Source organism: Winogradskyella aurantiaca, from assembly GCF_003362725.1.
Lineage (GTDB): Bacteria > Bacteroidota > Bacteroidia > Flavobacteriales > Flavobacteriaceae > Winogradskyella_A > Winogradskyella_A aurantiaca.
In genome coordinates this window covers 21,996-37,580 of sequence record NZ_QKTV01000006.1, presented here as the reverse complement: position 1 = coordinate 37,580, position 15,585 = coordinate 21,996, and the positions used below count along the sequence as shown (strand labels likewise).

Sequence of the window (15,585 nt, the reverse complement as noted above, 5' to 3'; positions counted from 1 at the left end):
AAAAGAAAAAAATGGGAGCAACAGCTGAAGCACACTTACACGACGATCACGAGGTTCACCATCACAAGGAAACCTTTGTGACCAAATACATCTTTAGCCAGGATCATAAAATGATCGCTAAACAGTATTTGATTACCGGGGTATTGGTTATGGGAATCATTGGGATTTTTATGTCTTTAATGATTCGTATGCAAATAGCTTGGCCTGAACAACCGAATGTACTTTTTGAAACCTTTTTAGGGAAATGGGCACCTGGAGGAGTTATGGATGCGGATATCTATTTGGCATTGGTAACCATCCACGGAACTCTAATGGTATTCTTCGTTTTAACGGCTGGGTTAAGTGGGACCTTTAGTAACCTATTAATTCCATTGCAGATTGGTGCAAGAGATATGGCTTCTGGTTTCCTGAACATGATCTCATATTGGTTGTTTTTCATATCATGTGTTGTAATGATCGCCTCATTCTTTGTGGAGATGGGACCAGCTGCAGCAGGATGGACTATTTATCCTCCATTATCTGCTCTGGAGATGGCACAGCCTGGATCTGGTTTAGGTATGACCTTATGGCTAGTTTCTATGGCCATCTTTATTGCATCATCGCTTCTAGGATCTCTAAACTATATTGTAACTGTAATTAATTTGAGAACCAAAGGAATGTCAATGACTAGACTTCCATTAACCATTTGGGCGTTCTTTGTAACGGCAGTTATCGGTGTGATTTCATTCCCAGTATTATTATCAGCTGCTTTATTGCTGATTATGGATAGAAGCTTTGGAACGTCATTCTTCTTATCAGATATTTTTATTCAAGGAGAGGTATTGCATTATCAAGGTGGATCGCCAGTTTTGTTTGAGCACTTATTCTGGTTCTTGGGACATCCTGAGGTATACATTGTATTATTACCTGCCCTTGGTATCACTTCTGAAATTATAGCAACGAACTCTAGAAAACCAATTTTTGGTTATAGAGCCATGGTAGCCTCTATTTTGGCAATTGCCTTTTTATCGACAATTGTATGGGGTCACCATATGTTTATTTCTGGAATGAATCCATTTCTCGGATCTGTATTTACATTTACAACGCTTCTAATTGCAATTCCATCGGCGGTTAAGGCCTTTAATTACATAACTACGCTTTGGAAAGGTAACTTACAGATGAATCCAGCCATGTTATTTTCAATTGGGTTGGTATCAACCTTTATTACCGGTGGATTAACAGGAATTATTCTTGGAGATAGCGCACTTGATATCAATGTACATGATACGTACTTTGTTGTAGCACACTTCCATTTAGTAATGGGAATTTCTGCACTTTATGGTGTGTTCGCTGGTATTTACCATTGGTTCCCAAGAATGTATGGACGTATGATGAATAAAAACCTTGGATACCTGCACTTCTGGGTTACAGCAATCTGTGCTTATGGGGTATTCTTTCCAATGCATTTTATTGGAATGGCGGGGTTACCTAGACGTTATTATACCAACTCCAATTTCCCATTGTTCGATGATACTACCAATACGCAAGCGGTCATCACTATGTTTGCTATCATAGGGGGTACTATTCAGTTGGTATTCTTGTATAACTTTATTCATAGTGTGTTCTACGGAAAGAAAGCGGAACAAAACCCTTGGAGGTCCAATACATTAGAATGGACTGCACCAGTAGAGCATATACACGGTAACTGGCCAGGGGCATTGCCGACGGTTTACAGATGGTCTTACGATTATAGTAAGCCAGGTCACGATGAAGATTTTGTTCCTCAAAACGTACCTTTAAAAGAAGGAGAAGAAGAACTTCAGCATTAGAATAAGAAGAAGGACTTAGTTAATAATATTGAAAAGCCTTTCCATTTTAGGAAGGGCTTTTTCGTTATATTTGAGTTCATCACTTCTTCCTATGAATGAGAATTTAAATCCATCTAATGATAATTTTAGTCCTGAGGAACTTGATCTAGAAAAACGATTAAGACCCCTTTCTTTTGATGATTTTACTGGACAGGATCAGGTGCTTGAAAATTTGCAGATTTTTGTTCAAGCGGCAAATCTGCGTGATGATGCATTAGACCATACACTATTTCATGGCCCTCCGGGACTTGGAAAAACAACATTAGCTCATATACTAGCCAATGAACTGAGCGTTGGTATTAAAGTTACGTCTGGCCCTGTTTTAGATAAGCCTGGTGATCTGGCTGGATTATTGACTAACCTTGAAGAACGCGATGTGTTGTTTATTGATGAGATACATCGATTAAGTCCTATCGTAGAGGAGTATTTATACTCAGCCATGGAGGACTACAAGATAGATATCATGATTGAGACAGGTCCGAATGCGAGAACGGTTCAAATTAATTTGAACCCATTTACGCTTGTTGGAGCTACAACCAGATCGGGATTATTAACAGCCCCAATGCGTGCCAGATTTGGTATTAGCAGCAGACTCCAATACTATAAAACAGACTTGCTAACCACCATTGTGCAACGAAGTGCTTCTATCTTGAGCGTTCCTATAACTATGGAAGCAGCAATTGAAATAGCTGGAAGAAGTCGCGGAACACCTAGGATTGCTAACGCATTATTGCGAAGGGTTCGAGATTTTGCTCAAATTAAAGGAGATGGTAATATAGATATATCAATTGCTAAATACGCGCTTGAGGCTTTGAATGTGGATGCACATGGGTTGGATGAAATGGATAATAAAATTCTGTCTACAATCATAGATAAATTCAAAGGGGGCCCTGTAGGTATTACTACCTTAGCAACTGCAGTTAGTGAGAGTTCCGAAACCATCGAAGAAGTCTATGAGCCCTTTCTCATTCAACAAGGATTTATAATGCGGACTCCAAGAGGACGGGAGGTAACCGAATTGGCTTATAAACACTTGGGTCGAACAAAGGGATCTGTTCAAGGGGGGCTTTTTTAGCGATGAAACCAACATTAGTTAGTCATTAATCTTCAGATTTGTTCCCTTAGTCTAGTTTTTACATACTCTAAGAAGATCGTTTTTACTTTAGAGTAACTAAATCGATCATCATGAAAACTGTAAACCTCAGGAAACTCGTATTTCTTGCATTTATCAGTGTTATTGTGTCATGTCAATCAGACAATGATTATCAAAATGTATCAGTTGCAGATTCTCAATTAGAGAGTCAAATAATCGAACTTTATGGAAGTAAGAACGCATTACTTCTTCCCCATGCATCGGATTTAAGCAATATTCCTTATGATCCAAATAACCCTATATCTGAAGCCAAGGTACTACTTGGTAGTTTTTTATATCATGAAACAGGCTTAGCTTCTCAGGCTATGTACGAAGAAAGTATGTACACTTATTCCTGTGCTAGTTGCCACCATGTAGATGCAGGATTTCAGAGTGGCTTGCGTCAGGGAATTGGTGATGGGGGATTAGGATTTGGTTTTATTGGAGAGGGTAGACATTCCAACCCAATGTATGCTACAACTCAGTTGGATGTACAACCTATTCGTACTCCAACAGCGTTAAATGTCGCATTTCAATCAGTTATGCTTTGGAATGGACAGTTTGGAGCTTCAGGTCCAAACGTAGGAACAGAGTCTCAATGGACTTCAGGAACCCCTAAAGAAAATAATAGTTTAGGTTTTGAAGGGGTTGAAATTCAGGCTATAGCAGGATTAGATGTTCATAGACTTGAAGTAAATGGAGATGAGATTATTAATTCCCCGTATAAATCATTTTTTGACAATGCGTACCCCAATATTGAGGAGTCCAATCGGTATACGAAAATTAATGCAGCATTAGCTATTGCAGCATATGAAAGAACCCTTCTTGCCAATGAAGCGCCGTTTCAAAATTGGTTAAAAGGAAGTTCAAGTGCCATGACCGAAGATCAGAAATTAGGTGCACAATTGTTTTATGGGAAAGCACATTGTTATCAGTGCCACTCTGGTCCGGCATTAAATGATATGAATTTCTATGCATTAGGAATGCATGATCTTCAAGGTCCTGAAATTTCAACAACAGTTGATGAGGCCACAAGGAAAGGACGTGGCGGATTTACGGGTAATTCAGAGGATGATTATAAGTTTAAAACACCTCAATTATACAATCTAAAGGATGTACAATTCTTTGGTCATGGTGGTTCATTTGAGTCTTTGAAGTCCATTATTGAATATAAAAACGACGGAGTTCCAGAGAACTCAATCGTCCCTTTAACTCAGATTTCGGAGCATTTTAAGCCACTGGGTCTAACAGAGCAGGAAATAGAGCTATTAGTTGAGTTTATTGAAGAGGCGCTTTATGATAATAACCTTCAGCGTTTCGTACCTGAAGAATTACCAACAGGTAATTGCTTTCCAAATGCGGATCCGCAATCTAAAATTGATGTTGGTTGTGATTAAATAGCTCCTGAAAATATCAGTATCTTTAATCTGATTTTGAACTAAAAGTATTGAGCATCAAAACCAGGTATACCAATCTTATAAAAACCGAGGCTGAACGCCTTGGTTTTTTATCATGTGGTGTCAGCAAGGCCGATTTTTTGGAAGAAGAAGCTCCGCGTCTCGAGTCTTGGTTAAAGAGTCAGATGCATGGAGAAATGACCTATATGGAAAACCACTTCGACAAGCGCTTAGACCCAAGATTACTGGTGGATGGAGCTAAAAGTGTGGTGTCCCTGTTGTTTAATTACTATCCTTCTGAATTTCAGAATCCAGAATCCTATAAAATTTCTAAATACGCCTATGGATCTGACTACCACCATGTCATTCGTCACAAGTTGCGTGAGCTGTTAGAACGTATAAGAGATGAGATTGGTGAGGTTTCTGGACGTTGTTTCGTGGATTCAGCACCTGTTTTAGATAAGGCCTGGGCCGCTAAAAGTGGGTTAGGATGGATTGGTAAGCATAGCAATTTACTCACTCAGAAGGTTGGGTCCTTTTACTTTATAGCTGAGTTGATAATAGATTTAGAACTGGACTATGATACTCCTGTTACCGATCACTGTGGAAGTTGTACAGCCTGCATTGATGCCTGTCCAACAGAAGCCATTACGGAACCATATGTGGTAGATGGGAGTAAGTGTATATCGTATTTTACCATAGAACTAAAAGATAATATTCCTAATGATTTTAAAGGTCAGTTTGATGATTGGATGTTTGGGTGTGACGTATGTCAGGATGTGTGTCCCTGGAATCGATTTTCAAAACCTCATAATGAACCGTTATTTAATCCGAAGCCTGAATTATTAACAATGGACAAGGGTGATTGGGAAGAATTGACCAAAGAGACTTTTAATAAAGTCTTTAAAAAATCCGCAGTTAAACGAACCAAATATGAGGGGTTAGTAAGAAATATTAACTTCATTAAAAAGATAGAATAGTTTCAATAATTATCTTTGTTGCTTACTTTAATTCATAATATGAGCGAAGAAAGTAGGCGAAAAGAGGCTTTGGTATACCATGCGAAGCCTTCACCAGGAAAAATAAAGGTTATTCCAACCAAGCGATATGCTACCCAAAGAGATTTGTCTCTGGCATACTCTCCAGGTGTTGCTGAACCTTGCTTGGAAATCGATAAGGATGTCAATAATGTTTACAAGTATACCACTAAGGGGAATCTTGTAGCGGTCATATCAAACGGTACTGCCGTTTTAGGGTTAGGTAATATTGGGCCTGAGGCTTCAAAACCTGTTATGGAAGGTAAGGGCCTCTTGTTTAAGATTTTTGCAGATATCGATGTTTTTGATATTGAGGTTGATACCGAAGATGTAGATGCTTTCATTGAAACGGTAAAAAATATAGCACCTACTTTTGGTGGGATAAATCTAGAGGATATCAAAGCTCCAGAAGCCTTTGAAATTGAAAGGCGACTTAAAGAGGAATTGGATATACCAGTTATGCATGACGATCAGCATGGGACGGCAATAATATCCGCTGCCGCCTTGCTCAATGCTCTGGAACTTGCTAATAAAAACATTGAAAATGTAAGAATAGTGGTTAGTGGTGCAGGGGCAGCAGCTATTTCTTGTACGCGCTTATATCAGGCTTTTGGTGCAAAGAGAGAGCACATCGTAATGTTGGATAGTAAAGGGGTGATTCGTGATGATCGAGATAATCTAACCTCTCAAAAGGCTGAATTTGCTACCCATCGAAAGATTGATACTCTTGATGAGGCTATGATTGATGCCGATGTATTTATCGGATTATCAATGGCAAATATTGTTTCTGCTGAGATGCTGGAGTCCATGGCAAAAGATCCTATAGTATTTGCTATGGCGAATCCAGATCCGGAAATCAGTTATGAACTAGCTGTAAAAACCCGAGACGATATTATTATGGCTACTGGTAGAAGTGATCATCCTAACCAGGTAAACAATGTTTTAGGGTTTCCTTTCATATTTAGAGGAGCTTTGGATGTCCGTGCTACTAAGATTAATGAAGAAATGAAAATGGCAGCCGTTGAGGCTTTAGCACAATTGGCTAAGACTCCTGCGCCGGAGCAAGTGAATGTAGCTTACGGAGAAACGAGACTTACATTTGGAAGAGAGTATATTATTCCAAAACCTTTTGATCCACGTTTGATTGCTGAAGTGCCTCCTGCTGTGGCTAAGGCGGCTATTGAAAGCGGTGTGGCGCAATCAAGCATTAAAGATTGGGATAAATATAAGGAGAGTCTTCTTGAACGATTAGGATCAGATAATAAATTAGTCCGGTTACTTTTAAATAGAGCTAAGACCAATCCTAAACGCGTAGTTTTTGCTGAAGCGGATCAATTAGATGTACTTAAGGCAGCTCAAATTGCCTATGAAGAGGGAATTGCACATCCAATTTTATTAGGTCGACGCGAGGCAATAGAACGCCTAAAAGATGAAATTGGCTTTGAGGCAGAGGTCCCAATTATTGACCCAAAGGCTGACTCAGAGACCGATAGAAAGAACCGATATGCTGAGATTTATTGGAAACAGAATGAAAGAGAAGGGGTTACCAAATATTCGGCACAAAAAATAATGCGTGAGCGTAATTATTTTGCCGCCATGATGGTTAATGAGGGTGATGCAGATGCTTTAATTTCAGGTTACTCCAGAAGTTACCCTACCGTTGTAAAACCAATGCTTGATCTTATAGGAATGGCAAAAGGTGCTACTAGAATTGCAACAACCAACATTCTTTTGACTCAAAGAGGCCCCCTATTTTTAAGTGATACAGCAATTAATATAGACCCCAATACTGAGGATTTGGTAACAATTGCCCGAATGACGGCTAAAACAGTCAACCTTTTCGGGATGCAACCAGTCACTGCTATGATATCTTACTCCAATTTTGGATCGTCCGAGCATGCCAGTGCATCAAAAGTAAATGAAGCAGTTGCCTACTTGCACGATAACTTCCCGCATATGATAATTGATGGTGAAATTCAGACTGATTTTGCCTTAAATTCTGAAATGCTTAAGGAGATATTTCCCTTTTCGAAATTAGCTGGTCGAAAAGTTAATACCTTGATATTCCCTAACTTAGATTCAGCAAACATCACTTATAAGTTATTGAAGGAATTAAATAATGCAGAGTCTATTGGACCTATTATGATGGGTATGAAAAAGCCAGTGCACATACTGCAATTAGGAGCTAGCGTTGAAGAGATTGTAAATATGACGGCAATTGCCGTAATTGATGCACAGGAGAAGTTGAGAAAACACTCTTGATATCCTTGTGAATAGTTCATTTAACTTTTCGTTAAGATGCCAATTATTTTATTACATTTGAGTCCAAACCTACAGACTTAAATGATAACACACCTTAAGGGAAGGCTTGTAGAAAAGAACCCTACAGATGTTGTGATAGATTGTAATGGGATTGGCTATTTAGTCCATATTTCTCTTCATACCTATTCTCAAATTCCAGACCAGGAAAGCATTAGCTTATATACTTATCTCCAAGTAAAGGAAGATGCCCAAAATTTGTTCGGGTTTTCATCAAAAGTGGAGCGTGAGTTATTTAAGCTATTGCTGTCAGTTAGTGGGGTGGGCGCAAGCACTGCGAGAACCATGCTCTCTTCATTAAGTCCTGATCAAATAAAGGAAGCCATTGCCAATGCGGATGTAGCTCAAATACAAAGCGTTAAGGGTATCGGGGCTAAAACCGCGCAAAGGATAATTTTAGATCTGAAAGATAAAGTAATAAAGGTTTACGGAATAGAAGAGGTTTCTGCGCAAAAAGGCAATACTAATCAGGATGAAGCGTTATCTGCACTAGAAGTTCTTGGGTTCAATAAAAAGCAAGCTGAAAAGGTTGTTCAACGAATTGTTTCTCAGGAACCCAATGCACCTGTTGAACAAATCATAAAGGAAGCGCTAAAAAATTTGTAACGTATTGAGCACAACCAACACTACAAATTCTTATAACTTTAAGGTACGGTTTTTATTTATTGCGTTGTTCTTGTTGGCATTAGCCGGTAATGCGCAGCAAGAAAATAATGCAGCTCAAGATACTACTAAAACTGGGTTTTCGTTGGGTCCAGTTAAGTTTGCAAACCCTAACAGTATAGTTAAGAAATACACTTATGATCCTATTTTGGATCGCTACATTTATACGGAACAGATAGGTAATTTCAATATCAATTATCCGCTCATACTTACACCTGCTGAATTTGAAAGGCTAGTACTTCAAGAAAGCATGCGTGATTATTATCAACAGAAGATTGATGCTCAGGCTGGACAAAAGGAGGGGTCTGAAGAAGCTCAGAAAAATTTACTACCTGATTTTTATGTTAATTCAGGCTTCTTTGAAACCATTTTTGGTAGTGATGTGATAAGTATTGTACCGCAAGGTTCTGTGGAAGTGGATCTAGGTGTATTATATTCTAGACAAGACAATCCCAACTTTTCACCTCGTAACCGGAGAAATTTCACATTTGACTTTGATCAAAGAATTAGCGTTAGTCTTTTAGGTAAAATCGGGACGCGACTACAAATTACTGCGAATTATGATACCCAGTCCACCTTCGATTTTCAGAATCTTATTAAGTTAGAATACACACCAACTGAAGACGACATTGTACAAAAGATTGAGGTTGGTAATGTAAATATGCCATTAAATAGTACACTTATTACGGGGGCACAGGCATTATTTGGGGTAAAAACAAAGTTACAATTTGGTAAAACTACTGTCACTGCCGTATTCTCAGAGCAACAATCGCAATCCAGGCAAGTGGTAGCCCAAGGTGGTGGTACTCTTGAAGAATTTGAATTTTTTGGGCGAGATTATGATGAGAACCGACACTTTTTCTTAGCTCAGTTTTTTCGCGAAAATTATGATAAGGCCTTATTGACCTATCCGTACCCACAAAATGATGGAATTCAAATAACCAGAGTTGAGGTTTGGGTAACCAACCGTAATAATCAAACTCAGAATGTACGTAATATTGTGGCCCTCCAGGATATTGGAGAATCTGATGTAATTGGACTACCCAATCCTCCTCCAGATTTTGTTAATGTACCCCAAGGCAGTTATCCCGACAATGGAAATAATAAATTTAATCCACAGGCCATTGGTGAACCGGGGAACTTGTTGACTAAAGATGTTAGAGACATTACCAACGTGGAAGCCGGGATATTAGTTCCAGTTAATGAGGGGTTTGATTATGGTAAAATAGAGACAGCTCGAAAGTTAAACCAGGGTTCTGATTACATCCTTAATTCTGAGTTAGGATATATTTCGTTAAACCAGCGCTTATTGAATGATGAAGTACTTGCCGTGGCATTTCAGTATACAAGAAATGGGGAAGTCTTTCAAGTTGGTGAATTTGCTAACGATGGAATTGATGCTTCAGGAATTGATGAAGGCGATGGAACACAAAACCCAGAGGTAGCTAATAATAGTTTAGTGCTCAAGATGCTGAAAAGTGCCGTTACCGTGGTTGACCAACCAGTGTGGGATCTAATGATGAAAAACATCTACGACACAGGAGCATTTAATTTGGATCAGGAAGACTTTAGACTAAATATTTTTTACACAGAGGCTTCACCCGTCAACTATATAACACCAGTTGATGGTTCTATGTTCCCGATTTTTGATAATAATACACCATTTGACCCAACTGACGATACCGAAATCAATGAGACACCTTTAATACGCCTTTTCCATTTAGATAAGCTGAATTTTAATGGTGATCCACAATCGGGTGGTGATGGATTCTTTGATTTTGTACCCAGAACTACCATTATTGTAGAAAATGGGAAGATCATTTTCACTAAGGCTGAACCTTTTGGGGAATATCTGTTTAATACGTTACAGGATCCAGACAATCCGGGTGATTATGATGATGTAACAACATATAATCCAAATCAGCAGAAGTATGTTTATGACATCCTCTATAAATCAACAAAAATTGCTGCCCTAGAGGAAGCTCAAAAAAATAAATTTCAAATAAAAGGACGATTTAAGAGTAGCGGTGGTGGAGATGGAATTCCTATTGGGGCATTTAATGTGCCTAGAGGATCTGTTAGAGTAACGGCAGGAGGTCGTGTTCTTGTTGAGGGTATTGACTATACAGTTAACTATCAGTTGGGGCGTGTACAGATTCTGGATGAAGCACTTAAAGCGTCCAATACCCCCATCGAAGTATCAGTAGAAAATAATGCCATTTTTGGTCAGCAAACGCGGCGATTTACTGGGATCAATGTCGAACACCAGTTTAATCAAGATTTTCTTCTTGGAGGTACGTTTCTTAACCTTAATGAACGTCCCATTACCCAAAAGGCTAATTTTGACAGTGAGCCTATTAATAATTCCATTTTTGGTCTTTATGGAAATTACGCAACTGAGGTACCTTTCTTTACCAGATTAGTTAATAAGTTACCAAATGTAGATACTGACGTGCCATCAAATTTATCGGTGCGTGGTGAAATTGCCTCTTTATCCCCAGGAGCCCCAAAAGGGACTTCATTTAATAATGAGGCAACGGCCTACATAGATGATTTTGAGGGAACACAAGGAACCTTTGACCTTTTGTCACCACTGCCATGGTTCCATTCCAGTAGACCAAATTTTGAAGAAAGTGGTATTACCAATATTACAGGTAACTACCAAAATGGTGTGCAAAGTGGTTATGGTAGAGCCCTTTTAAACTGGTATACCATAGATCCTGTTTTTTATAGTGCTCAGCGACCTTCAGGATTATCAGACGATGATATTTCATTACCCGAAACAAGACGTGTGTTTATTAATGAGATTTTTCCACAGGTCGATATTGCTCAGGGTAATACTTCTGTCATCTTTACTTTGGACATGGCTTATTATCCTACAGAGCGTGGACCTTATAATTTTGATCCAAATGCAGCCAATGAGAATCCGTTAAATCCGTCTAATAGTTATGCGGGAATAACAAGACAGATTACGTCAACTGACTTTGAACAAGCTAATGTGGAATTCATTGAGTTTTGGGTACAGGATCCTTTTATTAACAATCCTGGCTCTCAGGGGGGGAAGTTATTTATTAATCTTGGAAACATTTCAGAAGATGTTTTAAAAGATGGTAAAAAGATCTATGAGAACGGATTACCCGAAGACGGGGATGTGTCCTTGTTTAACCCTACTGACTATGGAACTGTAGTACCTCAAAATCAATCACTGGTTTATACCTTTGGAACTACGGGACAGGAGCGTACCAATCAAGATGTTGGATATGACGGCTATGACGATGCAGAAGAAGCAAGTGCTTTTCCAAATTTTGCAAACTTAATAGACCCTTCAAATGACAACTACAATTACTTCTTGAATGCTACGGGAGGTATTCTGGAGCGCTATAAGCAGTATAACGGACTTGATGGAAATACCCCTGATTCTTTTACTGACACTAACAGAGGTTCTACTACGCAACCTGATGTGGAAGACATCAACAGGGATAACACAATGAATACCATCGACAGTTATTTTGAGTATGAGATTGATATCAATCCTTCAGATTTGAATATTAATAACCCTCAGATTAACGATATAAAAACCAACAGTGTGACCCTTCCAAATGGTGAAACGGAAGAATTTACCTGGTATCAATTTAGGCTGCCTATTGCTGAAGCAACACGAGCTATTGGAGGTATTCAAGACAGACGATCCATCCGTTTTATTCGGATGTTTATGACCGGTTTTCAGGAAAATACGGTCCTTCGATTTGCTACGTTTGATTTAGTTAGGAGTGATTGGCGGCGCTATACGTTAGATTTAGATAATGACGACGGCAACAATAGTCCAAATGCTGAATTTAGTGTTGGAATTGTTGGAGTTCAACAAAATGATGGCAGCTATGTTAGTCCTCCAGGCGTAGTTCGTGAACAGCTCAATAATAATAACACCATCATTCGTCAAAACGAGCAAGCATTAGTGGTGAAGGTCTGCGATTTAATTCCAACAGACTCCAGAGGGGTATTTAAAAACATAAACTTAGACATGCGACAATACAAACGTATGCGAATGTTTATGCACGCACGACCACAGGATGGTGAAAACCTAGAGGACGGACAGTTAATTGGGTTTATTAGAATGGGTAATGACTTTACCGATAACTTCTATCAAATTGAGGTCCCATTAGTAACCTATCAATCCGATTTGATAGACCCGAGTTTACCTATTGAAGAACAGGTATGGCCATTTCAAAATGAAATCAACCTGCCGCTAGAAGTCTTACAGCAAATCAAATCAATAGGCATATTTGATCAGTCTTTGACCAATGATGACCCCACCTTTTATGATGTTATTGATGGAGAACTGGTCCCAGACGCTGTACCTGAGTATTCACCTTATACGATTGGACAACAACGGGTCGCTGTAAAAGGAAATCCAAATTTCGGTGATATAAGAGTATTGATGCTGGGTATTAAAAATACACGTTCACCGGCAGGAAATGCTTGCGGCGAAATTTGGTACAACGAATTGCGAATGTCCGGATTGGATAACGAAGGTGGTTATGCCGCAGTTATGAGCCTTGACACTAACTTGGCTGACTTTGCTAACATTTCGGCCACAGGAAGTAAGAGTACTGCAGGATTTGGTGGTATTGAACAAACTCCAAACGAACGGAGTCGTGAAGATATAGAGCAATACGATCTAGTCACTAATTGGAATCTTGGTCAGTTATTACCAAAGGAATGGGGGGTTCAGGTTCCTTTTAATTTTGGCGTTGGCGAAGAACGAATTACACCTAAATTTGATCGCTATTATCGCGATATTGAGCTTCAAACCCAATTAGATAATCCAAACGCCAACAGGGATTCCATACTTCGGGTGAATGAAGATTATACGAAACGAAAAAGTATCAATTTTATAGGGGTTAGAAAGAATAGGACCAGCGCAAAACAGGCTCAGTTCTATGATGTCGAAAATTTCACACTCAACTATTCTCACAATACTATCGAGCAGCGCAATTTTGAACTGGAAAGTTCATTGAATGAAAATATCAGGGCGGGAGCCAATTATAATTTTGGTTTCGAACCAATAAGATTAGAACCTTTCCAGAAAAATGATTCCCTTTTTAAGAGTAGGTACTGGAAAATTCTGAAGGATATAAATTTCAATCCTTTGCCAACAAGTTTTTCTGTAAACTCTGAAATTAGAAGGCAGTTTACTAGGCAAAAGTTTAGGGAGGTTGAATTAGGAGCAGATAATATTCAGGTGGAAGAATTATTTAGGAGAAATTACACTTTTGATTTTCAGTATGTGATTAATTATAATTTAAGTGATAACCTCAATTTTAATTTTACCGCCACTAACAACAATATTGTTCGAAACTATTTTATTGACGGAAACATAATAAACGGACGTCAAGATCCCAGTTTGGACGTATGGGATGGCTTCTTTAATCCTGGTGACCCGAATATTCAAAATCAACAATTTCAATTGAATTGGACACTACCCATAAATAAGATACCATATTTGGAGTTTATTAATGCTAATTATGCATATACAGGAACGTTTCAATGGACCAAAGGCTCGGACATCAATCTCAGTTTTATTGGTGAAGATTTAAATGGAAACATAAGAGAATTTAACTTAGGGAACACAATTCAAAACTCCAATCTACATGCTTTAAACACCACCTTTAATTTCGATCAGCTATACCGAAGTATAGGTCTGGTTAAAAAGACCAACAATAGGAGTGCCGGAAACCGTAGTCAACCAGGACAGAACCAATCACAAAGCAGCGGAGGTTCCAGCATAGGAAGAAAGGCCGGTAATACTCTGATTGATTTAGTGACCATGGTCAAAAGAGGACAGTTTACCTACAGAGAGAATAATGGAACTTTTCTACCCGGTTTTGTGCGGACACCAGGATGGTTAGGAACCACCAAACCTAGTTTAGGATTTACATTCGGATTACAGGACGATATAAGACAAAAGGCTGCAGGAAATGGTTGGTTAACAGAATACGATCAATTCAATCAGCAGTATACTACTGTTAGGAATAAAACCTTTGATTATTCGGCCAATCTTGAACCATTTCAGGATTTTAAGATCGATGTGGTTGGAAATCGTATTTATTCAGAGAGTAACTCCGAGAATTTTAGAGTAGATCAAAACATAGACGGAAGTAGAATATACAATTCGCTTAATCCAAATACTGTTGGAAACTTTGCCATTTCATCTGCAATAATTGCCACCTCATTTAGTAAAAGTAATGCAACAGAATCTACAGCGTTTGATAATTTCAGTGATAATAGGTTGGTCATTGCAGATCGTCTGGCACGCGATTTTTATGGCAACGACAACTTTCCAAGAGATGAAGAAGGATTCCCTGTAGGATTTGGAAAGACCAACCAGAGTGTTCTCATCCCGGCCTTTTATTCAGCTTACACTGGCGCCAATCCAGAGAATGTTGGGACCTCGGCAATTAAGAGTTTTGCAATTCCTAATTGGATAGTTAAATACACTGGCCTTATGCGAATTCCATGGTTTAGAAGTAACTTTAGAAGATTCTCGCTTCAGCATGGATACCGTTCAAGTTATACTATTAACCAATTTAGAACAAACTTGGAGTATAGTCCCGAACAACCTGATGAGGTAGATCAACAAGGTAATTTCAGGAATCCCACACTATATACCAATATTAATCTGGAGGAGCAGTTTAGCCCATTAATTCGCGTGGAATTTGAAATGAAAAACTCTTTAAAGGTCTTATTAGAAATGCAACGCGATCGATTATTATCGCTTAGTCTTGATAACAATTTGGTGACCGAAACTCAAGGGAGAGAGTATATTGTTGGGTTGGGATACCGTGTTAAAGATGTAAGAATACGATCCTCACTGGCTGGTTCCAGACAGGTCATACGTAGTGATTTAAATATGAGGATGGATATAGCAGTTCGAGAGAATGCAACAATTATTAGGTACCTGGATGTGCTTAATAGTCAAATAACGGCGGGTCAGACGATCTGGTCTGTTAATTACACAGCAGATTATGCCTTTAGTAAGAATCTGACAGGAATCTTTTACTTCGATTATACATTTTCAGACTTCGCCATTTCTACATCGTTCCCTCAGGCAAATTTAAGAGCTGGGGTTACCATGCGCTATATTTTTGGGAATTAATTGAATTCCAAATCACGATTTCTATTATTTTTGT

The 15,585-nt window shown here is 38.8% G+C and carries 7 protein-coding genes; all 7 read left to right on the top strand.

Annotated elements, in window-relative coordinates:
* The first annotated feature begins 11 nt into the window (after nucleotides 1-11).
* The 7 genes from DN064_RS10715 to sov all read left to right on the top strand — a co-directional run bounded on the left by DN064_RS10715 (nucleotide 12) and on the right by sov (nucleotide 15,551).
* Nucleotides 12-1,808 carry a cytochrome c oxidase subunit I gene (locus tag DN064_RS10715; RefSeq protein ID WP_115462656.1) on the top strand — a complete coding sequence of 599 codons (1,797 nt, stop codon included), beginning with the start codon at nucleotides 12-14 and terminating at the stop codon, nucleotides 1,806-1,808.
* A gap of 91 nt (nucleotides 1,809-1,899) precedes the next feature.
* Complete coding sequence (gene ruvB, locus DN064_RS10710; RefSeq protein ID WP_115462655.1) at nucleotides 1,900-2,922, top strand: Holliday junction branch migration DNA helicase RuvB; 1,023 nt, start codon at nucleotides 1,900-1,902, stop codon at nucleotides 2,920-2,922.
* Between the two features lie 110 nt (nucleotides 2,923-3,032).
* Entirely contained in the window at nucleotides 3,033-4,376 is a 1,344-nt protein-coding gene (locus DN064_RS10705) for a cytochrome-c peroxidase (RefSeq protein ID WP_115462654.1), read from the top strand.
* Nucleotides 4,377-4,426: 50 nt separating this feature from the next.
* A complete protein-coding gene (queG, locus tag DN064_RS10700; RefSeq protein ID WP_115462653.1) occupies nucleotides 4,427-5,356 on the top strand; it encodes a tRNA epoxyqueuosine(34) reductase QueG in 930 nt (309 codons plus the stop codon).
* 39 nt (nucleotides 5,357-5,395) lie between these two features.
* A complete protein-coding gene (locus DN064_RS10695; RefSeq protein WP_115462652.1) occupies nucleotides 5,396-7,675 on the top strand; it encodes an NADP-dependent malic enzyme in 2,280 nt (759 codons plus the stop codon).
* Nucleotides 7,676-7,756: 81 nt separating this feature from the next.
* Nucleotides 7,757-8,338 (top strand): Holliday junction branch migration protein RuvA, encoded by a 582-nt coding sequence (gene ruvA, locus DN064_RS10690; protein WP_115462651.1) that lies wholly within the window; start codon nucleotides 7,757-7,759, stop codon nucleotides 8,336-8,338.
* A gap of 4 nt (nucleotides 8,339-8,342) precedes the next feature.
* Nucleotides 8,343-15,551 carry a T9SS outer membrane translocon Sov/SprA gene (sov, locus tag DN064_RS10685; RefSeq protein ID WP_115462650.1) on the top strand — a complete coding sequence of 2,403 codons (7,209 nt, stop codon included), beginning with the start codon at nucleotides 8,343-8,345 and terminating at the stop codon, nucleotides 15,549-15,551.
* Nucleotides 15,552-15,585 lie beyond the last annotated feature (34 nt).